Source organism: Bacillus cereus group sp. BfR-BA-01383 (genome assembly GCF_022663495.1).
GTDB classification, from domain to species: domain Bacteria; phylum Bacillota; class Bacilli; order Bacillales; family Bacillaceae_G; genus Bacillus_A; species Bacillus_A cereus_AU.
The window spans coordinates 15,788-37,738 of the sequence record NZ_JAKUFP010000013.1; the positions used below are offsets into that span (position 1 = coordinate 15,788).

Below are 21,951 nucleotides of genomic sequence, written 5' to 3' on the forward strand. Positions count from 1 at the left end.
TTACTTTCCTTATGAACGTTAAGCGGATACTTGTCCGTCTGTACGTTGCTTTTTGAATTTTTGTTTTCGTCCGTGTAATCCATAATATAGAAGTAAAGTGAACGCAACGATAATAGCTGCGATAAAATACATATTATGATAACTTGATTTCGCAGCAACGATACCTAAAATGAAAGAACCAAAGCCAATGCCGCTATCAAAGAACGAGTAGTAAGTAGCTGTCGCAGAACCACGTCGATGGTTTGGAGCGGCAGAAATTGCAATCGTTTGGAAGCTAGGAATTAATGTTCCGTAGCCTAAACCGATTAATACGCCCGCGCTTAGGAACCAAAACGGAGTTTGCGCTTGACTTAAAGCGAACATCCCAATTGTGAAAATAATGATAGCTGGATAAATAAGTACATTTTCACCGAAACGATCAAAGATTTTTCCTGTAAATGGACGAGAAATTACAACAACAAGTGCATATACAATAAAGAAGTAACTAGCAACCTCTCCTAAACCGAGCTCTTTTGCATAAATAGGAATAAAGGATAAAATACCGCTGTAAGAAAAGGCTAACACAAATCCTGTCAGAGCGATTGGAATAGAGGATGGTTCAATTAAGTCTTTCCATTTCATTTTTTCTCGCTTTTGTCTACTTACTGGTGCTTCATGTGGAATATTCACTACTAATCCTAATAAAAATGCGAGTAATGAAAATACCGAACAAACGATAAATAGTACAGTAAATGAAAAATGAGAAATAATTGTTAAACCTAAAAAAGGACCAATTACCATCGGTAGACTCATAAATACGCCGTAATAAGCAAGTGCTTCACCACGTTTATGAGCTGGTGCTACATCAGTTACAATCGTACCAGTTGCTGTCGTTGCCATTCCGAATCCAATACCATGTAAGAAGCGAAGGGCAAGTAATAAAAATAAACTTTGCGCACCGAAATACATAACAGTAGCGGCTAAAAATAGTGAAAGTGAAATGAATAATATTTTCTTTCTTCCTAAATCATCGAGCCATTTTCCTGTAAATGGTCTACATAAAACAGATGAAATAAGAAAAACAGTGGCAACTAAACCAATTTCCTCAGGTTTTCCTTTTAGACCGTCTATAACGTAGACGGGCAGAGTAGTCATAAGCATGTAAAATGTTAAAAAGAGAAATAGACTACTAAAACAAGTTCCGAGGAAATCCTTCGTCCAAAGTTTTTCACTTTGCATCGTCATCCCTCCAATTTAATCTAAATTTTTAATAATTTGTTGTAACACTTGAAAAGCTTGATGTAAGTCTTCTTCTTTAATACCTTCTAGCGTCTTTTCTTCAAAGGAATCAACTTCTTCTTGCCATACGGGAATCATTTCTAGTGCAGTATCAGATAATGAGATCAACTTTTCACGGCGATCTTTTCCTTCAGTACGTATAATCCAGCCCATCGTTTCCATACGTGTTAACGTACGAGTCATAGTTGGTGATTCAACATTTAAATACTGACATAATTCTGTTTGGGTACAAGATCCACTTTGATTAATGCGGAAAATAACAGCCCATTGCGCACTAAATAATCCTGTTGGAGATACGCGTTCATTAAATTTCTTCGTAAACTTACGAGAAGTTTGACTGACAATGTGGAAAAAATGTTGTTTTTCGTCCATGTATTTGGATCCTTTCAAATTAGTTACCTAGCTAACTATATACTTTTTTATAGTAATTGTCTAGTAATAGACATGTTGATTTATGTAAAATTTTCGTATAGGTTTTATGTTGAGAACGTACATTCTACATGGTATTCTTTAATTAAGTAAAGAATTTTCTTTCTATTAAAAGAATGGGGGAGCTTGTGATGATTAAGCCTGCAACAATGGAGTTTGTTTCACTATCGAACGGAGAAACGATTGCGTATCAGGAAGTTGGAAGGCAAAATACAGAAATTCTTGTACTCATTCACGGGAATATGACATCGTCACAACACTGGGATTTAGTTATTGAAAAGCTGCAAGATCAATACCATATTTACGCTCTTGATTTAAGAGGGTTTGGACAATCGACGTATAATAAGTTGATAGATTCATTACAAGATTTTGCAGAAGATGTAAAACTCTTTATTGATCAATTAAAGCTAGAGAAATTTTCATTAATGGGATGGTCAATGGGCGGTGGTGTTGCGATGCAATTTACAGCAAATCACCCGAATTTTGTAGAAAAGTTAATTTTAGTAGAATCAGTAGGGATGAAAGGGTACCCAATTTTTAAAAAAGATATTAACGGGCAACCGATCGTCACGAGTTTATTAAAAACGAAAGAAGAGATTGCGCAAGATCCAGTACAAATTGCTCCAGTACTAGACGCGATAAAAAATATGAATAAATTATATTACCGTACAGTATGGAATCTATTAATATATACACATAATCAACCTGAACCAGATCGTTATGAAAAGTATTTAGACGATATGTTAACGCAGCGTAATTTCGTAGATGTGAATTATGCGCTCATTACATTTAATATTTCAGATGAACATAATGGAGTTGTAGAGGGAAATAAACAAATTCATCGCATTAAAGCTCCTACACTCGTCATACAAGGTGACAGAGATTACGTCGTACCGCAAGTAGTCGGTGAAGAGTTAGCACAACAATTGCCAAATGCGGAGTTGAAGGTATTAGAAGACTGTGGTCATTCACCGTTTATTGATTGTTTAGATGTGTTTATAAAGCATGTAGAGAATTGGTTAGAACAGGAATAATCCCCGAAATGAAAAGTATTGCATATACTATAACATTTGTAGGTAAAAGGGGAGAACATCAATGCACCACCCAGTCTTAATTGCACAGTCACCATATAATCATCATTTATATACAAAAATAATGATTAATCCGATGTATATGCAAGTTTCACCAGCTGTAGTTCCTATGCAAATGCAGCAGCCACTAATAGCTCATGCTCATCATTACTTATATGGACCATCATTTTATGAAAATCCATATTTTAAGCACTTTCATTACAATGTGAAAGCACAAGTTTGGGAAGGGTAAGAAGCTAAAAGGTTCATTCTTTTAGTTTCTTTTTTATTATTACGAATATTTCGTACACGCACTTGCAGAAACAGTTTATAATGAAAAGTGGAAAGCGGAAGAAGGTGAGGGAAGAGGATGTCAATGCGTTTTACATTTTGGATTATGGTTGGGATCGCGGCAATTTCTGGTTTATCGCAAGGAATGTTACTACCTACAATCGCCATGATTTTTGAACAAGAAGGAGTTAGTTCAAGTATTAACGGTATTCATGCGACGGCATTATACATCGGGATATTATTTATTTCACCGTTTCTTGAAAAACCGATGCAAAGGTTTGGAATGAAACCAATTATCGTAATTGGTGTTTTTCTCGTTATTATTTCATTATTCTTTTTTACAAAAATATTTTCATTTTGGGTATGGTTTATTCTTAGATTCCTAGTTGGCGTTGGAGATCATATGCTTCATGTCGGAACACAAACGTGGATTACAACAACGACAGACCCTAGTAAAATAGGCAGACAAGTATCGATATACGGCGTATTCTGCGGAATTGGTTTTGCAATTGGCCCTTATCTGGCAAGTACAGTTCAGTACGGTCTAGCAACGCCATTTATCGTATCTACTATACTTTGCTTAATAGGGTGGATTTTACTATTACCAACGAAAAACGCATTCCCAGCACAAGATGAAACGAATACGGAAAGTGAATCATCATTTTCTCGTTATAAACAAGTCGTTGGATTAGCTGGGATTGCACTTATTGGCCCACTTGCATATGGTGTGCTTGAAGCAATGTTAAATAGTAACTTACCAGTATACGCACTTCGCCAAGGGTGGTCTGTATCAGATGTTTCTTTCTTAATACCAGCATTCGCGATTGGAGGTATTATTACACAAATCCCGCTCGGTATATTGAGTGATAAATATGGGAGAGACCGTATATTAACGTGGACGTTCAGCATAAGTACGGGTATTTTCTTGCTTGCGGCAGTATTTGATCAATATTACTGGATCGTCTTTGCCTGTATGCTTTTAGCTGGTATGGTCATTGGATCTTGCTTCTCTTTAGGACTTGGATTTATGACTGATTTATTACCAAGACACTTACTACCAGCAGGTAATATATTATCTGGAATCGCCTTCAGTTTAGGAAGTATTATGGGACCTGTATTAGGAGGCGTATTTATAGAAAAAATACAGTATACAAGCTTTTTTATTGCGGTTATGATTATAATGGGAATTCTCGCAATGGTATATATGATCTACATGAAGAATCAATTCGCATCAAGAAAAATAGAAAGTAGGTTAGGTCATGACAAAACAACCTAATAAAAAGAAATTTGAAGTACTCGAAAACGAAACAATTACAGACTGCTTAGCACGTATGGAACAAGAAGGCTACGCACCGTCACGTCGCATGGAAGAACCAATCTTTCATGAAGTGAAGAAAGACGGCAAAACAGAAGTGGAACCGTGCGGTAGAAAGATTGTTTTTGAGGGGAAATTGAAGTAATCCGAATAGCAAATTCTTTTTGTGGTATAGAGCCATCCAATTCATTTGAATTGGGTGGTTTTTTTTACTGACCAATGAAAGACTAGGCTAAACGATCTTCATTTGTAAAGGTAGTATGGAGAGGAATTAACTACATAAAAATGTAAAAGTAAATTGAAGGATGCTTTATTTATAGAATTTTAGCGTTGGAACAAGAATGAGAAAGCTGGACTATGTATACCTTTGTAGGAAAGAACAATTATACAAAAGTAGGATGATTTCAAATGTATTTGTTTGTATTATAAAAACAAAATATATTTGAAAAAATCGTAATGTACGGGAGGGGGGAATACATAATGATACAAAGCATATATGAAACTCATTTACATGTAAGAAATTTAGAAAAGGCGATAGATTTCTATCAAATAAGTTAGGTTTAACATTAGCAAAAAGACTATCGAAAAGACGAGTTGCATTCTTTTGGGTAGGAGAAAATAAAAAACAAATGCTTGGATTATGGGAAGTACATGCTAATGAAGATTTTGTGATGAAACACTTCGCTTTTCGTGTGGATTTAGAGTTTTTAAAGAATTCTAAATTGTGGTTAGAGGAGCGTGGAATAGAGGTGATAGGAAGTCAGGGGAAAGGAAATGAAGAGCCGATTGTTCAAAGGTGGATGCCAGCTGCAAGCGTATATTTTCTAGATTGTGATGGAAATAAATTGGAATTTATTTCTATATTACATGATAATCCAGATGAATTAGAATACGCAACGTATTTAAGTGAATGGGATGCGGAGCACTAAGGAAAATAAAGTGGAACTTTAATCAGTAGTAGTTTTACAGCTTTGTATTATGTTAAATAGGTAGGAACAAAATAAAATCCCTCAAGAAAAGGCACGTTCTTGAAGGATTTTTTTATGCTTTATATATTTTATATTGCTTGTAACGTATTAATGATGTTCACTTTTAGATATTTCAGCGCGTTGAATATAACCATCAGAGAAGCTGAAATAAAGAGAATAGCTTCCTCGATTATATATAAAGCCTTCACTAGTCATATCCTCTCCGATTCCATCTGGTTCACCAAACCACTCTTTTAATTCATTGATAGGTATATCCATTTTTACCCATATATATCTAGCGTCCGAAGGGTACATGTCAATATTATAATCTCCGTATACCGCTGTATTAGGTGCATCACATTCTGTACATGGTGCTTGCTTCCAAACATCAGGTACTCCAAATTCTTTTTTCACCTCAGATATATCTTTACCCAATGCATTTAATTTAAATGGACCAAACGTCCCATCTTGTAAAGCTGTTGTTAACATTTGTTTCATTTCTTCTTTTGTATTGATGTTGAAATTATAATCTCTGTTTTTTGCTATTGCATTATAGAAAAATTGTGCATACTCCTCACGTTTCACAAGCATGTTGCCATTGTAATTACCTGCCTCATCACCGTAGGATATTCGGTTACTACGTAGTGTATTTACAAATTTATAGGCCCAATGATCTTGAGGTACATCTTTAAAGTTACTTTGTCCTTTTGATTGTAATTGAAATGCTTTTTGTAATACTACTGCCATTTCATACCGAGTTAATGCATCATCTGGACGAAAAGCACCTGTTCCATCACCTGTCATAATTCCAGCCTGTACAATAGCTTTAATATCCTTTTCAAACATATGATTTTTAATATCGTTAAACATATTGCTCTGTTCATTGTTTGCTGTTAAACCTAAATGACGAGCGATTAAGGAAGTTACCTGGCCTCTAGTAATATTATCCCCAAAACCAAATTTTCCATTTCCATATCCGTTAAAAAGTCCTGCTGACGCTAAGTAATCAATAGCAGTTTTTGACCAGTGGTCCTTTGGTACATCTGTAAATACAGTGTTCGCATTGCCAGCTACTTTATAGTTATTCGTAGTTGTTTGTGCGTTTGCTGTGCCTACCAGCATTGTAGTTGCTAGTGCTGTGGTGATTACGAATCCGAAAATTTTTTTAGCTTTGCTTGTTTTCTTGCCCATTTGAGAAAGCCTCCCCAGTTTAATTTAACTTTATTAAATATACGTATTACACATATACATCTAATACAGCTAAATGTATACATCGTAATTATAACATGTAAATGATGATTATTTGTCATTAATTCACTTAATGTGGATAAAATTCCAATGACCTATATAAAACTATAATTTTTAGATGATAAATATTCATTGCTATTTAATTGAAGAAAAATGCGAAAGCTTTTTATAAAATATGGAAATGTTAAAACCCCTTTGATAAAATAGCAATATGCAAAAATAATTATTTATAAATTCTCAATGTAATGAATATTCATGTTTAAATATACGAATTTAACTACGTAGTTATTGTGCTAAAGGGGGAGAAATATGTTAGATGAATTGTACAATGCTTTTTTAAATGCGTCTGGTTTTACAGAAAGTGCGAGGAAACGAGATCGGTATGATGATTTACATGATTATTTAAAAGATCAAGAAAGAGAGTTAAAACGATTCATTCAAGAGGCTGAATCAGCGAAGAGAGATTATGAGAGTAAAAGTAATGGTTTAGAAGCTAATAAAATTCCAGCAGTTGAATTTGAACAAAAACGTCATGAAAAGGATGAAGACTTAAATACAGTATTATCCTATTTTAAAAGTGCATTAAGCGATGTTGGATCTGCGATAAGTACAGCTTATGCAAAGTATTTGGAATATAAAGCGAAAGCAGAAGCGGAAAAAGCGTCAGCATACGCTGCAGCGACCAAGGCTTTTGAAGAAAAGAAAAAGGAAATTGAAAATCTTATCCATTAAGCATACAAAGAATGGGGGAATCAACATGAGTGGTAAAGAGGTTGAAATTATAGGAAGTAACACTGCAAGCGCCATTTCTTACGCGCAAAACATAGAGAACGGTATGAAGGATTCTTTAAACCAAGCGAAAAACTTAAAAGCATACGTTACATGTGCGAAATGGAATGGAAAAACGAGAGATGCCTTTTTAAGTTATCTAGATTTAATCATTCAATATAATTCAGAAATGGTAGAGGCATTTGAAGGACATACGAAAGCTTTGAAAGAGTTAGATAAAAGTATTCAAACGTACGGCGATATACCGAAAGTAAGGGCGATAAAACAATTGTGATGGAGAAACGAGGGATAAAAGAATGGGGAAAGAAATGAGTTTTGCACCTGCTGAATTATATGTTCTCGCAGGTGCAGCTGGGGTTACGGATATATTTGGATTGCCAAACCGTGACGTAATTATTTTACTTGATGAAGAATGTGTCACGAAAGCAACTGCGAGTTTAAAAGAAAAAGGCTTACTTACAAGTGAAAATGGAATTACCCCTGCAGCTTTTCAAATGATTGAACTATTAAAAGAATATGAAAATTGTCATGAATACACGAGAATGAATAATGTATTAATTGGCTTTTTGAAAGAGGATAAAGACCGAGTGGCTGTATTAACAGAAATAGAACCAAATAAAAAATACGAGATCGACTACATACCAAAGCCAGACGTATATTTTTCCTTATTAACACGCATCCCTTTCTTATTGAGAGAACCGAGGGAAATAGAAGATACATTTTTCTCAAAGAGAATGACAGAAGAAGAACAACAAACATTTGAGGAAAAAGATTTATCAAATAAAGATGTTATAGCGATAGAAACGTATACGAGGCCTCGGAGTAATAGAGGAGGAAAATGGGAATGTTTCTTATATTTCACTGAAGGAGAAGATTTCGTTCAAATAGATGTAGATCGTAATCGATATGACTGGGCGAGCCTCTATGCGGTTAATAAGAAATTGTATGACGTGTTAAAAATGCCGTATAAAAAAATAATTGATCCGAGACAATTCTCGTTAGGAGGTATTCAATAATGCAAGTATCAATGGGAGATAGTGGTTCTGGTGGTGGAGAAGAAGTATTAGTTAATTTTCAAGAACTACTTGATATAGTAATGAAGTTAGAAAATATATATAAAATCCATGTAGACGTCATTGGAACGAATATTGAGAGTTTATTAAGCTGTGATTTTTATCAAAAAGGTGAAGCGATGAGAGTAATTGAAAAATATCCTGATATATTACACAAAACACTTGAATTGGCTGAACACTATTATAGGTCGGCGACAGTTGTAAGGGACGCATGTGTAGAAATGTTTGAAAAGGACGAACAATTACGTGAAATATTAAGTAAGTTGTAGAAATCACCATACGGCTGGGGGATGAAAACGAAATGGATGTGAAATATAGACCTGAACCATGGCAAAACATGGGAGATGGTATGAATCGAATTACAAAAGATGCACTCATAAAATTACGGCATGCAAATGAATTATTGAAAAAAATTGATGGAAGAATACGAGATTTAGACTCAGATGGTAGTATACATTTTAACCCAAAAGATCAATCGCAAAAAATCGGGGAATTACTTGAAAGCTATACGACATTACAAAAATATTGCGGAGAAGCAGGGCGATTGGTCTCTGAACATATAGATAAACCTTTTTTAGTAGAAATGGATAAATTCGCTCAAAAAATGAGAGATACATCTATTCTTAGTTTTGAAACAAATAACCGAATTGGCTCTACAACAACGACAGTATTACCAGATGCGCACGCAGGGTACGGAAGTGTACCACAAACAATACAGAAGAAGAAAGATAAAATAACAGTAGAAGATATTTTTAAAGATTCACCTGCATTTGATAACGTACTGAGAGGGGAGTACAAAGAACTAAAAAAACAAAATCCAGATGCAAAACTAAATTATGAAGAATACAAGAAAGTAGTCCCATCCACACGAGGATTTGAATACAAATCGATAGAAGATGAACAGAAAAAACTAGAAATGGTGCGAGACATAGGAATAGGCTTAGGAATCATCATCACAACAATCCTTTGCCCACCACTTGGGACCGCTGCCGCAGTTGTATATGGCGCTGTACAAATAAAAAGCGGTATCGACGGAGAAGACTGGGGAACACACCGGAAATTGAGCCAAGAAGAGCGGGTAGGAAACATCATTTTTGGTGGATTAGATGCAATCCCAGTTGTAGGGCTATTAGGAAAAGGAGTAAAAGCATTCAAAGGCACGAGTGAATTAGCTGATTTAGCGAAATTATTAAAATTCAAAGAAGGAATGCCTGGTTTTAATCCAAATTTGGGTAAAAATGTGGTACAATCATTGCGTGATAATAAAGCTACTATGCTTGACCGTTTGAAACTAGCAAGCCTTAAAATGGAGAAATCCGGAAATGAAAAGATGTATCAACTTGGCGAAAAAATAGCCAAAAGCATAGATGATAGGACAGCCAAATCGGCAAGTTTTGAAGTTGACGGAAATGGCTTACTATTATCTAAACAAGGTGGTACAGATTTCCAAAGCTGGGTGAATAAGCATCATACAGAAAGTAATAAGATTATAGATGATAAGATTAAGGGTGTAGAGGCTTCTCTTGCTAGTAAGGGTACGGGTAATATTGGTAAGGGAGCCAGTGGGGCTAATGAATTCGATGATATCTTAATTGATTCATACAAAAATCTGAGGAAAAATAAAGAAATTTCAGGTCAAGCACATCATTTGAATCAAGATGCTGCTTTTAGAGACTATATTCCAACAAATGACGGACTTTCTGTAAAATTGGAAGGAAATATATTTAAAGATATAGATAGCCCCCATTACAATGCTCATAAAAGTTTAGAAGATTTTTGGAATATTTACAGGAAAAATGGAGATCTAGCAGGGCTTAAGCCTAATTTAACAGACTATAACAATGCATTGAGAGATTCTTTAATTAATGCAGGGTTATCAGAAGCACAAGTAAACAAAGCAGTTTCAGAAGCAATCAAGCAACAAATAAATGCTGGTCTTTTGGCTGATGATTTCGTACCTAGAATACCGGGGAGAATTAATTTACCAAAACCAAAACCAAAACCAAAACCTTGATGGAGGAAGTAAAGTGAGATTAGAAAATGAAGTCGTGAAGTCTTTATGTAGAATTGATTTTTTATCACACACTAGAAAATTAGAAATTGATTTTGAGATAGTACCAACTTTAAAATTGGCTAGTAAAAGTATTAATCAATTAAAGTGGGAGAACCTTTGTTTAGATAAAATAGGAGATGTTACTTCACATTTATCAAAGAATTATAAAGAAATGTATAATAAAAATTGGAATAATTTAGCGATGGATATAAAGAAGGAAATTATTCCTATTGTTGATGAAAAATTGTCTGTTCTGATTAGTGAAGGACAACTTTTAGAAAACATGAAAAGTCAAATTTTATTTGATATAATGAATATCGCACTATATAAAAGTTATTCTTTAGTATGCGAGTCTGAATTTTATAATTGTTTATACGAAATATATATAAATGGTTATATTCCATGTGGGTGGACTGGAGAATATCCTAAAGGAAATATAAAAGTTATATGATAAGGAGTGAAGTTTTTTGGAAAAAAATAAAGATTTCCTTAATGAATGTATGAATATTATAAATACTACCATATATAAGGTTTTTAAAATAGACATCAATGATGAACAAGAAAAGCAAATCTTAGGTGCATACCTTTTTGGAATGTTTAATGGATTAGGACACGAAAAAAATATTAAACCTGTTGACATACAAGGTGCTATGATTCAGATTTTAAACGAAAAACTAAATTATTCTTTAGAGTCTGCTGTTCAATTTAGCCAGTTTCTTATTAATTCCACAGATAAAAATTTCCATCCTACTATGTTTGCTATTATTCATAGAGGATTGGAAGGATATTTCATGTATAAAGATGGTAGAAATGAAGAATTATCACGAGATTTTCATGATATTATTGAAGTTGTTAAAACAGCAACTTAAATTAGAATTAAGATAGTATGTGCTATTTCACTAGATTCTATGAGCGAAGGAGAAAGATTTTTAAAGAATAAAGTGAAATGGCTAAAGCAAGTGATGGGCATGTTAAACTAGAAAGCGGTCGAGATAATTCAAAGCCAATTATTATAGTGAAAGTTTCTTGAGAACTTATTCGGAAACAGGGTACGATGCACATGAAAATAAAAATGACATTTATAGTGGTTACTGGAGTTTTGAAAGTGGAGCAATCGTAAAAATTTTAAAATTAGATGACTCAACTTTGAAAGATACTTCGTACTACCCTTATGATATGGTGCATTACCAAGAAAAATAAATGTAAGAATCCACAGTGATAAACTTTTACACTGTGGATTTTTTTGTCCATTTAATCGTTTTATTAAGGGTGAAAAAAGTTCATTTTGTTAATCCAATAGGTAAACATGGTGATATAGGTTCTACTACAGCACATAATGAGTTGTTAAAAATTATTGATAGTTCTCTAGATTATAGTACATTTAAAAGAAGATTAAAAAATTGAGCACATTATAGATTGGAAGATGGAATAAATTCATTACCGGAAGGCTTAAGATAATTGATGTTACTATAATTTGTATATAGGGGGATTCATTATGGAAAATCCAGGCGTAATGTCTTTATGGATAGGTAATTTTAGAACTAAGCAAAGCCTAAAAGAATATGTTGAGATTAAGTTTGATGAAGTTGGGGATAGAACTCAATCTAAATTCATGAGAGACTTTAATCTTGATTTTATTGATTATAACCAAGATTTATTAGAGAGCACCTTGATAGGGGACTCCACTACATCGTTGACTACCCTTTTAAGTGGTTCCTCTTACGAAACGGAAATTTTATCACAATTTGTGGAACATTACGGGGAAGAATTTCCAGAAATCTATGATTCTGTTATTAGATTATATGATTTTGAGTACGATGGAGATATAGATGAAGTTAAATTTAAAAGTGGAAATTTAATTTATATGGGGTCAGTTGTATATGAGGAATGGGATGAATAGTTTGTGATTTAGTGAAGGAAACTAACACGATTAGCTACAGTAACTGTCTAAGTATTTATTACTGGATTTATAGGTTATATACTAGAGTGATAAAGCATGTGGTACTAAAATTGTATACACAGCCAGGTAAGGCATGAGAACGAAAAAGAATAGGCTGTTAAAAAGTAAAGACCTCATGATGGTTGTACCATCATAGAGTATTATGTGCAATGATAGAATAGAAAATGAAGTACGAGCTTAGGCGAGAAGACATTTTATTGTGCGACGAATATAAAGACATGGAATGGACATAAAACTAACGAATTCGTACAAACTCGTAAGTTTTAACGTAGTAGTTGTCACGACATATAAAAGGTGTCATACTGTTGCCATAAAACTTACAAATTTAATGCTACTTAAAAACATATGAACTTAAAGCACTTGATTGTCAACTAGAGGCAACAAGTGTTTTTTTTTGCGTTTTAGCGTAGAAATTTAAAAGAGCACTATAATTTTATAAGTGCATTAAGTGTTAAATTTTTATTGTTGTTTTATAGATTGTAATGGCTATGTATAGCGTACGACGATAGTAGAGGAAAAAATAAAGGGTTGTATTATTTTTTGAAATCATCGTAAAGTACGTTTTAACGGGTGGACGTTATGCACACGTTATCCGCAAAAAACGGGTAAACGTTACAGGGAGTGTAATCGCTGTAACGGGAGGGAGTTTGATATGGAAGAGAAAGTAGTTGGCTATGTACGAGTTTCAACAGAAGGACAAGTACGTGAAGGATACAGCCTAACGTATCAAGTAGAAGAAATTGAACGGTACTGCATTGAAAATAAACTACAGCTGCTTCACATATACGAAGATAAAGGAATTAGCGGAGCGACAGTAGATGAAGATGGATTAACAGTTGAACGTGAAGGCTTACAAGAATTACTGTCAGATATGACGTATCATCAAGTAAGCAAAGTTATTGTGCTCAATACATCTCGGTTATGGCGCTCTGATATGGCAAAAGTGTTAATACAACGAGAACTAAAGAAACATGAGGTTGATGTGAAAGCAATTGAACAACCGAATTACAGTATATATACACATGATCCCAATGACTTTTTAGTAAATGGCATGTTAGAGCTATTAGACCAATATCAACGTCTCGAGATTGCATTGAAGCTAAGTAGAGGCAGAAAGAAGAAAGCGGAACAAGGTGGATATGCAGGTGGCGATGTGATGTTTGGTTACACGGCAAAGAAAGGTCAAAAAGTACTAGAAGTAGATGCGGAAAAAGCAATGATTGTACGTAGGCTATTTGAGTTACGACACTTTTTTAGGCATTGGTCACTTGCTCAATTAGCGGAACGACTTAATGTAGAGGGCTATCGTACAGAGAAAGGAAAGCTGTTTACGAAAGTACAAGTGAAACGTATGTTAGACCGAGAGAACTTTTATCGAGGGGTGTATACATACGGGCAAATACAAACAAATGGGAAACATCCAGCAATTATATAACAGTCGTACTTAAAAAAATCGCTCATTTTACTATATGTACTTATGAAATTATGAAAATGGATAGGCTTGCGTACCTATGCGCATCGAAAGATGAACGCTCGAACTAAGGTTGCCGACATTTTTATATATGACTAAATAATTGAATAGAGGGATGAGTTATGCATCATAGGCAGAACTATTTGTATGTAGGAGTAGATTTACATAAAGAGCAGCATACGGCTGTTATGATTAATTGTTGGCAAGAGAAATTAGGAGAAATACAATTTGATAATAAACCATCGGCATTTTCGAAGTTTTTATTAGAAGTAGAGACATATGTGAGTGATGGTTTATCAGTTGTATTTGGTTTAGAGGATGTTGGTGGTTACGGAAGAGCGTTAGCGAAATATTTAGTAGATCATGAACGAATAGTGAAAGAAGTAAATCCAGCTTTATCATTTTTAGAACGAAAAAGCCAAGTGATGATACAAAAAAATGATAGTTGGGATGCGGAATGTGTGGCACGTATATTGGTAAACAAATTTGAGCAACTACCAAATGTAAATCCAAACGATTTATTTTGGTCGATACAACAATTGGTTTCAAGAAGGAATGCATTAGTAAAAGCACAAAGTGCATTAAAGAACCAACTACATATTCAATTAAACCATCATTATCCAAGCTATAAAAAGTTTTTCTCAGAATTAGATGGGAAAACAGCATTAGCGTTTTGGGAGAAATATTCGTCACCGTCTTGTTTAGAGGGTGTTAGTGTAAAAAAATTAACGACTTTTTTATTAGACGTTAGCAACAATACATGTTCAGTAAAGAAAGCAAGCGACATATTAAAACTTGTAAAAGAAGATGGACAAACAATGAAAGAGTATCAAGAAACGCGAGATTTTTTAGTAAGAAGTATTGTACGGGATATTGAGTTTAAAAAGAGGGAAATGAAATACATCGAAAGAGAATTAAAACGGTTATTAAATCTACTAGATTATCAATTAGAGACGATGCCGGGAATAGAACTTGTGACGGCATCAGCATTAATTGCAGAAATTGGGGATGTAAGGCGATTTCCAAATGCCAACAAATTAGCACGATTCGCGGGGATTGCGCCTGTTTACTTTGGTTCTGGTGGGAAAGGTAAGACACACAAAAGCAAACAAGGAAACAGGGCGCTACACGCTTTATTTTATAATTTAGCTGTACAGCAAGTGCAAGTAGTAAAAGGAAGTAAGTTACCCAGAAACCCAGTGTTTCATGCGTATTATCAAAAGAAACTTAAAGAGGGAAAAACAAAAGGACAAGCATTGGTATGTATTATGAGAAGGCTTGTAAACATTGTATATGGCATGATGAAATATAAAACAGCTTATGAATTGCCGGTAGTAGAAGAAAAAGAAGTAGTTTAATAAGGTTTACATGGTTTGCTTTTTTATTGTGAGGGTTTAAGATTACAACATAGGGTACGGGTAATCCTGTTCATAGATCTGAAATTGACGAAGTAATTAAAAATAATTACGATAAAGACGGAAATTTGATTAATAGATCAATTGTGCCTAAGGGATATGATAGTGTTGAAGATTTCTTAAAACAAGTAGATGATACTACTATCAAAGAATTTGGGTATGATAGTGTTGAAGAGTTTAAAGAAGTCGTGGGACTAACAGAAACATATTTGAATACTAAAACGAAAAATAATATATTAAATAAGCCTTTAGCAGGAGGAACACATGTGAAAAAAGGAGTAGATTTTGATATTTTAGGATTCCCAATATTTAAAGGGGACGATGTTAAATTTACAATGAGACTAGATAAGAATTTACATATTAGTCCAGATGAGGCACAGTTTAAGGAATGTACAAGGAAATTAAAAGAAGCGATTGATTCAGGCAAGATTCCAAAAGAATTGTTTTCTCCAGATCAATTAGCTCAAATAAATGCTGGTAAGGCAAGAATAAAAGGATTAACTTGGCATCACCATCAAGTCCCTGGCAAGATGCAATTAGTTATTTCAAAAGTACATAAAGTAAATCACTTAGGTGGAAATAAATTATGGGGAGATGGAATTAGATGAGAAAAGTAGAGTGGCAATTTGCTGATGCAACTGTAAGTGAAGATTTTGTAGGGGAAATTGGTAATGAAATAGGTGTTAAATTTCCAAACGATTATATAAAATGTGTAGCTGTGAATAATGGTGCTAATGTGGAACCAGAAATATTTAATGTGAATAATCATGAAAGAGTTTTTGGGACTTTATTATCTTTTGATGAAAATAGTGACGAATATATAGTTGAAGTATATAATGATTTTAGTGATACATTACCTAAAGAATTAATTCCATTTGCATTTGACCCAGCAGGAAATTTAATTTGCTTTGATTATAAAAATCATGAAGAAAATCCAATTGTTGTTTTTTGGGAACATGAAGATGCATGGGAAAAGGAAGCGCTGATGGAAAGTGAAGGGATTACGGCAGAAGAAGCAGAGAAAATCGCAAGAGAAAATGTATTTTACATTGCAGATACATTTACTGATTTTTTAAGTAAATTACACGATTAAAAAATATATTGATGAATGAAAAATAAATTTTATGTGAAGTGGATAGAAAAAATAATAGGGTGTTTGAAAATAGATACTCCATGATGGTTGTACCATCATGGAGTACTGTGTGCAATGATAGAATAGAAAACGAAGTACGAGCTTAGGTGAGATGACATTTTACATGGCGATGAATATAAACACATGGAATGTATATTAAACTAACGAACTCGTACAAACTCGTAAGTTTTAACGTAGTAGTTGTCATGACATGTAAAGGGTGTCATACTGTTACTACAAAACTTACAAATTTACGCTACTTAAAAACAGATGAACTTAAAGCACTTGATTGTCAATTATGGCAACAAGTGCTTTTTTGCATTTTAGCGTAGAAATAATGTGGTACAATCGCTTAAGGAAAATAAGACTTTAAAGAATGCACTAGATGCGATGAAAAATACTCCTATTCCAGTAGCAGTTAGGATGGTGGATACTGGAATAGGAATGAGGCTTCCTTATATAGAATCTTCAACTGTTGGAGAAGTAGCTGGAAAGTTTTCAAAGGCAAGTACGGCAGCTAAGGACGACGCTTATCAACTTGCTAAGGGTACGGGTAATCCTGTTCATAGATCTGAAATTGACGAAGTAATTAAAAATAATTACGATAAAGACGGAAATTTGATTAATAGATCAATTGTGCCTAAGGGATATGATAGTGTTGAAGATTTCTTAAAACAAGTAGATGATACTACTATCAAAGAATTTGGGTATGATAGTGTTGAAGAGTTTAAAGAAGTCGTGGGACTAACAGAAACATATTTGAATACTAAAACGAAAAATAATATATTAAATAAGCCTTTAGCAGGAGGAACACATGTGAAAAAAGGAGTAGATTTTGATATTTTAGGATTCCCAATATTTAAAGGGGATGATGTTAAGTTTTCTTTAAAGTTAGAGAAAGATTTCTATGTTATGAAAGATACAGATCAATTTAGGGAATGTACTAAATTGGTAAAAGAAGCAATTGAGAAAGGCGAAATCTCAAAAGAATTATTCACTAAAAAGCAGTTAGCTCAAATAAATGATGGTTTGCCTAGAATAGATGGATTAATATGGCATCATCATCAAATACCGGGGAAAATGCAATTAGTAATAAAAGAAGTTCATAGTGTGAATCATTTAGGTGGAAATAGATTATGGGGAGGCGGAATTAGATGAAGAATTTAGAATGGAAGTATGCGGATGATTCGGTTACGGAAGAATTTGTGGAGAAAATAGGTCAATCACTGGGAGTTGAGTTTCCAAAAGATTATATCGAGTGTGCAAAGGTAAATCATGGGGCTAATGTAATACCATATTGTTTTGATGTTGAAGGAATAGAAAGAGTTTTTGGTGCATTACTTTCTTTTGATGAGGAGAGTAGTGATTATATTGTAAGAGATTATAATAACTACCGTGCTACCTTACCTAGAGATGTAATTCCTTTTGGAATTGATCCAGCAGGAAATTTAATTTGCTTTGATTATAAAAATCATGAAGAAAATCCAATTGTTGTTTTTTGGGAACATGAAGATGCATGGGAAAAGGAAGCGCTGATGGAAAGTGAAGGGATTACGGCAGAAGAAGCAGAGAAAATCGCAAGAGAAAATGTATTTTTTGTTGCTAATACGTTCACAGAGTTCTTAAGTAAATTACATGATTAATAGAGCGTTAAAATTAAAGGGCTATCTTATAAGTGGCGGGTTTCACTTGCTTATGAGATACCCCTTTTTATTTTAGAATAGAACGGTTATTTAACAGAGAGGTTCAACAAACTACTACCTATGCTATTGCAAATTTGCTAAGTATAGAGAAATCCAGAATTCATAAGGGGATAAGCTTGGAAAAAAACAGCAAAAAGCATAGATGATATGACAGCCAAATCGAAAAGTTTTGAAAGTGACGACTAAGGTTTAATAACGTCTAAACAAAGCTGGGTGAATAAGCATCATACAGAAAGTAATAAGATTATAGATGATAAGATTAAGGGTGTAGAGGCTTCTCTTGCTAGTAAGGGTACGGGTGAAGTTGGAAAAGGGAATTCTGATTTACTTGATAATACCGGTAGAGTTAAAGATGCTGAGTTGCAATCTAAGTATGATGTATATTGTGAAAGGAAATATAAGAATAGTGAAGCGCCTAAAGAGCCACTGGAGTGGAAAGAATCAAGTGAAAAATGGGCATCACTTAAAGAGCAGGGGCAAGAATTTTCTGATGAAAGTTTTAATCTATTTTCACAGCAGTATGAAAACGCTCAACGAGAAATAACCATTGTTACGCATGAAGGGACTAAGGTAAGAGTTGATGCAATTGCATCTGATGAATATGGGAATGTTATTATACAAGAATATAAAAGTTCCGCTACTGCTCCATATACTACTAATCAAGAAAAGGGATTCCCTGAATTGAAGAATTCTGGTGGAGTGGTCGTAGGTGAAGGAAAGGGAGATTTTTCAGGGGGATACGAAGTGCCTAGTGGAACACGACCGCAAATTGTTCGTCCTGAAGGGGCAACTTATTTTGATGAATAAATGAGGTGAGAGACAAGTGTCGATATTAGACAAAAATAAAATAGATGGAATTGGCAAGAGTATGGGTGAAAATAAGTTAGCATTAATGATTGCAGATCATTTAGATTGGGAAAATGAACTTCAGCACTTAACATTGTTACAAGATAAAATTAATGCCTATGTATCTTTTATTGAAAGTGGGCAAATCTATAGTGTTTATCCGGATGCTAAGTTAGTAGATGGCTTTATATTCGATTTAAGATTTAAATATAAACCAACTGAAAATTGTAATAAATTATTGGAGGTTTTTAGGAAGAATACTCAAGATTTGAGGATTGAGTTTAAAATATATGAATCTTAGGTAGTTTGAATTGGAGATGTAATATGAAAGCAAATAAAGCATTTGAGCGCGTATGTAATCTAATATCTGAAAAGTATTTAGATAATGGCTGGAAATATTCTAAGTCTGGTCATTGGATGAGTAAAAAAGATAAAAATTTCATTTATAAGGTACTCTTTTATACAAGTTGGAATAATATATCTGATAAAAATGTAGTATTTTATGGTGAATGCGCAATTCTTCCTTTAAAATCTAAAGATAAAATATTTCATATTAATACACGTCAGTGCAATGTACCAAGCGGTCAGTTATATTGGAACATAGCAAATGAGGAAGAGTGGGAGCGGACAGTTAACGAATTCACTAATTGGTTAAATAGTGTATTTATGCCAATTGTAGAAAGGTGCGCGAATGATTTGAACAACTTTGTAAAAGAGGTTGTTGAAAGGGGTTTTTATCCTCAAAAGGGTTATATGGTAGATATTAATTTTATATTAACGCACGGGTCGCGTGAATTGGCAGAGGAAGCTATCAAAAGATACTATGACAGTTTGGAAGAGTCAATAAAAAAAGAATTTAAAGATAACTATGAAAGTATGGTGTGTGGTAATGAAGCAGTTAGTGCATATGGTAATAACATGATGAGAAATTACACCAATTTTAGAACTATCATAGATAATAAAATAATTGTTACTTTATAGTACATCAAATGGTTTGACTTAGTAAGCGATAATTGGTAACCCAATTATCGCTTTCGGTTTTAAATAAGGGTACGGGTAATCCTCCTAAGATAACGGAAATACATGAGGGGGACCTTGGGAAGCAAATTATTAAAGGGAAAAATGGAAGGAAAGAACTTGCACCAAACGAGCGTTAGATTACTGAGGATGGTTATAAATATACAACAGATGAGCTTGGTAGAATAGTAGATGTTGAGGCAGGAGAATTAATACTTCAAAAAGGAAAACGAAGAAAAGGAATGCAAGTGGCAGCAGGACGCGAAGATAGGTTACCTGATGATGGTGGGCACTTGATAGGAACTCAATTCCATGGTTCTGGAGATATTGATAATTTGATTGCTCAAAATAGACAAATTAATCGCTCTGGTGGAGAGTGGTATAATATGGAGCAAGAGTGGGCTAATGCACTAGGTGGAAAGCCTCCTAAAAAAGTGTCAGTAAAGATTGAACCAGTATATAGAGACCAAATTCGTTCATGGTAGAATATCAAATTCAAGGGAAGAAACCAGTTATACGTGAAATTTTAAATAAGGCAGGAGGTTAATAATATGTCATTTGAAAATGAATTAAATAAAATTTATCGTAAAATTGCTGAAAAGATAAACGATATGATACCTGTTGAATGGGAAGAGTTTTACTTCAATGGTGAGGTGAAAGATAGGGAAGGAGGAGTTTATTTTTTCTATACAACTGTAGATGAAAAACAAGAATATAAATATTCACACTATATACCTAGAATGTATAATGTTGATAGAAGAATTTATAATCAATTTCTGCACGAATTATTTGATTTGACAGTTCAATTACAACAAGTATTTATTGATAATCAACAAGAGGCGTGGTTTTCAGTTACAATGATTGTGAATGGTGAAGGGGAATTAACAGTTCGGTTTAGTTATGTTAACTGGAATGATTCAGAATTTGGACCTTCAGATAGAATTGAATATTTTGAGTATAAATATTTAAATAGAGAACTAACAGATGAAATAGACAAAGAACTGATGGCAAGAATGAAAAAGTATGAAGAAGAGCGGTCTTAATATAAAAAACATAATGATGATTTTGTAAGTATTATAACTACATACATGAATAAAAAACAAAGTATATGTGAAGTAGACAGGAAAAATAATAGGGTGTTTGAAAATACGTACTTCATGATGGTTGTACTATCATGGAGTACAATGTGCAATGATAGAATAGAAACAGAAGTGCGAGCATAGGCGAGATGACATTTTACTGGGCGATGAATATAAACACATGGAATGTATATGAAACTAATGAACTCGTACAAACTAAATTCGTTGAATTTTAGTGAAAATGAATCAGTTGGAGGTTAATGAATTATGAATCTTAGTTTTGAATATACTTTCAAACAAATTAAAATAGAAGATATAGAGAGCTTTGAAAAAAATAATGGATTAAAATTACCAGATGATTATAAGAGTTTTTTATTAAAGGATAATGGTGGTAAATCTAATAGAAGGAGATTTAGTACGAAAGATGATGTGGTTACGTCATCAATTATGATGTTCTTTCCACTATCAGAGGAAACAGAAAATAATCTGCAAAATTCTTTAAATTATTATATCGAGGGGAATAAATTACCCTCTAAATTTATTCCGATAGGGAAAGACCCGGCTGATAACATTATATGCATATCAATCCATGGTAGCGATATAGGTAGTGTTTATCACTGTCATACATACCATATAGATGATGAAGGAGAATTAGAACCAAAATTTATTAGAAAAATAGCTTCTAGTTTCACAGAATTTGTTAATGAACTTTCTGAAAAATAGAATTGCATTATTAGCTAGTAAATATGTAAAATATCCAAATTAACTAGCTTTAGTTGGACTATTGAAAGAAAAAGTCTAGTGATAGACGAAA

The 21,951-nt window shown here is 33.7% G+C and carries 25 protein-coding genes and 4 pseudogenes; 26 read left to right on the forward strand and 3 right to left on the reverse strand.

What is annotated here, in order from left to right:
• Positions 1-18 precede the first annotated feature (18 nt).
• Positions 19-1,218 carry an MFS transporter gene (locus MR065_RS14085; RefSeq protein ID WP_242214082.1) on the reverse strand — a complete coding sequence of 400 codons (1,200 nt, stop codon included), beginning with the start codon at positions 1,216-1,218 and terminating at the stop codon, positions 19-21.
• Positions 1,219-1,233: 15 nt separating this feature from the next.
• Positions 1,234-1,650 (reverse strand): MarR family winged helix-turn-helix transcriptional regulator, encoded by a 417-nt coding sequence (locus MR065_RS14090; RefSeq protein WP_141436489.1) that lies wholly within the window; start codon positions 1,648-1,650, stop codon positions 1,234-1,236.
• Between the two features lie 173 nt (positions 1,651-1,823).
• Here MR065_RS14090 and phaZ point away from each other — a divergent pair, with 173 nt between their 5' ends.
• The 5 genes and pseudogenes from phaZ (at position 1,824) to MR065_RS14115 (ending at position 5,312) form a co-directional block, all read left to right on the forward strand.
• Positions 1,824-2,741: an intracellular short-chain-length polyhydroxyalkanoate depolymerase gene (gene phaZ / locus MR065_RS14095; RefSeq protein WP_242214083.1), complete on the forward strand. Its 918-nt coding sequence runs from the start codon at positions 1,824-1,826 to the stop codon at positions 2,739-2,741.
• Between the two features lie 61 nt (positions 2,742-2,802).
• Positions 2,803-3,030 carry a hypothetical protein gene (locus tag MR065_RS14100; protein ID WP_242214084.1) on the forward strand — a complete coding sequence of 76 codons (228 nt, stop codon included), beginning with the start codon at positions 2,803-2,805 and terminating at the stop codon, positions 3,028-3,030.
• 117 nt (positions 3,031-3,147) lie between these two features.
• Positions 3,148-4,344: an MFS transporter gene (locus tag MR065_RS14105; protein WP_242214085.1), complete on the forward strand. Its 1,197-nt coding sequence runs from the start codon at positions 3,148-3,150 to the stop codon at positions 4,342-4,344.
• A complete protein-coding gene (locus MR065_RS14110) occupies positions 4,328-4,528 on the forward strand; it encodes an NETI motif-containing protein (RefSeq protein ID WP_000166302.1) in 201 nt (66 codons plus the stop codon). Before MR065_RS14105 ends, MR065_RS14110 begins: the two co-directional genes overlap by 17 nt.
• Before the next feature lie 335 nt (positions 4,529-4,863).
• Positions 4,864-5,312: pseudogene (locus tag MR065_RS14115) on the forward strand (VOC family protein).
• Positions 5,313-5,459: 147 nt separating this feature from the next.
• On the opposite strand, the gene MR065_RS14120 reads toward MR065_RS14115, so the two are convergent.
• Complete coding sequence (locus MR065_RS14120; RefSeq protein ID WP_242214086.1) at positions 5,460-6,542, reverse strand: S-layer homology domain-containing protein; 1,083 nt, start codon at positions 6,540-6,542, stop codon at positions 5,460-5,462.
• Between the two features lie 366 nt (positions 6,543-6,908).
• Between MR065_RS14120 and MR065_RS14125 the strand changes: the two genes are divergently transcribed.
• From MR065_RS14125 to MR065_RS14225, 21 genes and pseudogenes are all read left to right on the forward strand, one after another.
• On the forward strand, positions 6,909-7,331 hold the full coding sequence (locus MR065_RS14125) for a hypothetical protein (RefSeq protein ID WP_242214087.1): 423 nt from the start codon (positions 6,909-6,911) through the stop codon (positions 7,329-7,331).
• 25 nt (positions 7,332-7,356) lie between these two features.
• A complete protein-coding gene (locus tag MR065_RS14130; protein ID WP_242214088.1) occupies positions 7,357-7,662 on the forward strand; it encodes a WXG100 family type VII secretion target in 306 nt (101 codons plus the stop codon).
• Between the two features lie 22 nt (positions 7,663-7,684).
• Positions 7,685-8,404: a DUF5081 family protein gene (locus MR065_RS14135; RefSeq protein ID WP_242214089.1), complete on the forward strand. Its 720-nt coding sequence runs from the start codon at positions 7,685-7,687 to the stop codon at positions 8,402-8,404.
• On the forward strand, positions 8,404-8,730 hold the full coding sequence (locus MR065_RS14140; protein ID WP_001198202.1) for a hypothetical protein: 327 nt from the start codon (positions 8,404-8,406) through the stop codon (positions 8,728-8,730). The genes MR065_RS14135 and MR065_RS14140 overlap by 1 nt, the downstream gene beginning before the upstream one ends.
• A gap of 32 nt (positions 8,731-8,762) precedes the next feature.
• Entirely contained in the window at positions 8,763-10,475 is a 1,713-nt protein-coding gene (locus MR065_RS14145) for a hypothetical protein (protein WP_242214090.1), read from the forward strand.
• Between the two features lie 13 nt (positions 10,476-10,488).
• Entirely contained in the window at positions 10,489-10,965 is a 477-nt protein-coding gene (locus MR065_RS14150; RefSeq protein WP_016134982.1) for a hypothetical protein, read from the forward strand.
• A gap of 16 nt (positions 10,966-10,981) precedes the next feature.
• On the forward strand, positions 10,982-11,383 hold the full coding sequence (gene imm48, locus MR065_RS14155) for an Imm48 family immunity protein (RefSeq protein WP_242214091.1): 402 nt from the start codon (positions 10,982-10,984) through the stop codon (positions 11,381-11,383).
• Positions 11,384-11,513: 130 nt separating this feature from the next.
• A pseudogene (locus MR065_RS14160) lies at positions 11,514-11,714 on the forward strand (PoNe immunity protein domain-containing protein); the annotation flags it as partial.
• A gap of 295 nt (positions 11,715-12,009) precedes the next feature.
• Positions 12,010-12,414, forward strand: a complete 405-nt coding sequence (locus MR065_RS14165; RefSeq protein ID WP_242214092.1) for an immunity 22 family protein — start codon at positions 12,010-12,012, stop codon at positions 12,412-12,414.
• Positions 12,415-13,126: 712 nt separating this feature from the next.
• Positions 13,127-13,909: a recombinase family protein gene (locus MR065_RS14170; RefSeq protein ID WP_242214093.1), complete on the forward strand. Its 783-nt coding sequence runs from the start codon at positions 13,127-13,129 to the stop codon at positions 13,907-13,909.
• A 158-nt stretch (positions 13,910-14,067) separates the two neighbouring features.
• On the forward strand, positions 14,068-15,303 hold the full coding sequence (locus MR065_RS14175; RefSeq protein ID WP_242214094.1) for an IS110 family RNA-guided transposase: 1,236 nt from the start codon (positions 14,068-14,070) through the stop codon (positions 15,301-15,303).
• A gap of 125 nt (positions 15,304-15,428) precedes the next feature.
• The gene (locus MR065_RS14180; protein ID WP_242214095.1) at positions 15,429-15,968 is read left to right on the forward strand and encodes an HNH endonuclease; all 540 of its coding nucleotides are present in this window, start codon (positions 15,429-15,431) and stop codon (positions 15,966-15,968) included.
• Entirely contained in the window at positions 15,965-16,453 is a 489-nt protein-coding gene (locus MR065_RS14185; protein ID WP_001233226.1) for an SMI1/KNR4 family protein, read from the forward strand. The genes MR065_RS14180 and MR065_RS14185 overlap by 4 nt, the downstream gene beginning before the upstream one ends.
• Positions 16,454-16,828: 375 nt before the next feature.
• Positions 16,829-17,650, forward strand: a pseudogene (locus MR065_RS14190) (HNH endonuclease); the annotation flags it as partial.
• On the forward strand, positions 17,647-18,135 hold the full coding sequence (locus MR065_RS14195; protein ID WP_000792753.1) for an SMI1/KNR4 family protein: 489 nt from the start codon (positions 17,647-17,649) through the stop codon (positions 18,133-18,135). The pseudogene MR065_RS14190 and the gene MR065_RS14195, both read left to right, overlap by 4 nt.
• Before the next feature lie 318 nt (positions 18,136-18,453).
• On the forward strand, positions 18,454-19,002 hold the full coding sequence (locus MR065_RS14200; protein WP_313895161.1) for a toxin: 549 nt from the start codon (positions 18,454-18,456) through the stop codon (positions 19,000-19,002).
• 16 nt (positions 19,003-19,018) lie between these two features.
• Complete coding sequence (locus MR065_RS14205; RefSeq protein ID WP_000025256.1) at positions 19,019-19,342, forward strand: DUF6572 domain-containing protein; 324 nt, start codon at positions 19,019-19,021, stop codon at positions 19,340-19,342.
• A 23-nt stretch (positions 19,343-19,365) separates the two neighbouring features.
• Complete coding sequence (locus MR065_RS14210; RefSeq protein WP_242214098.1) at positions 19,366-20,022, forward strand: hypothetical protein; 657 nt, start codon at positions 19,366-19,368, stop codon at positions 20,020-20,022.
• A 32-nt stretch (positions 20,023-20,054) separates the two neighbouring features.
• Positions 20,055-20,605, forward strand: a pseudogene (locus MR065_RS14215) (DNA/RNA non-specific endonuclease).
• 4 nt (positions 20,606-20,609) lie between these two features.
• On the forward strand, positions 20,610-21,101 hold the full coding sequence (locus tag MR065_RS14220; RefSeq protein ID WP_242214099.1) for an immunity protein YezG family protein: 492 nt from the start codon (positions 20,610-20,612) through the stop codon (positions 21,099-21,101).
• A gap of 303 nt (positions 21,102-21,404) precedes the next feature.
• Positions 21,405-21,860: an SMI1/KNR4 family protein gene (locus MR065_RS14225; RefSeq protein WP_242214100.1), complete on the forward strand. Its 456-nt coding sequence runs from the start codon at positions 21,405-21,407 to the stop codon at positions 21,858-21,860.
• Positions 21,861-21,951: the final 91 nt, after the last annotated feature.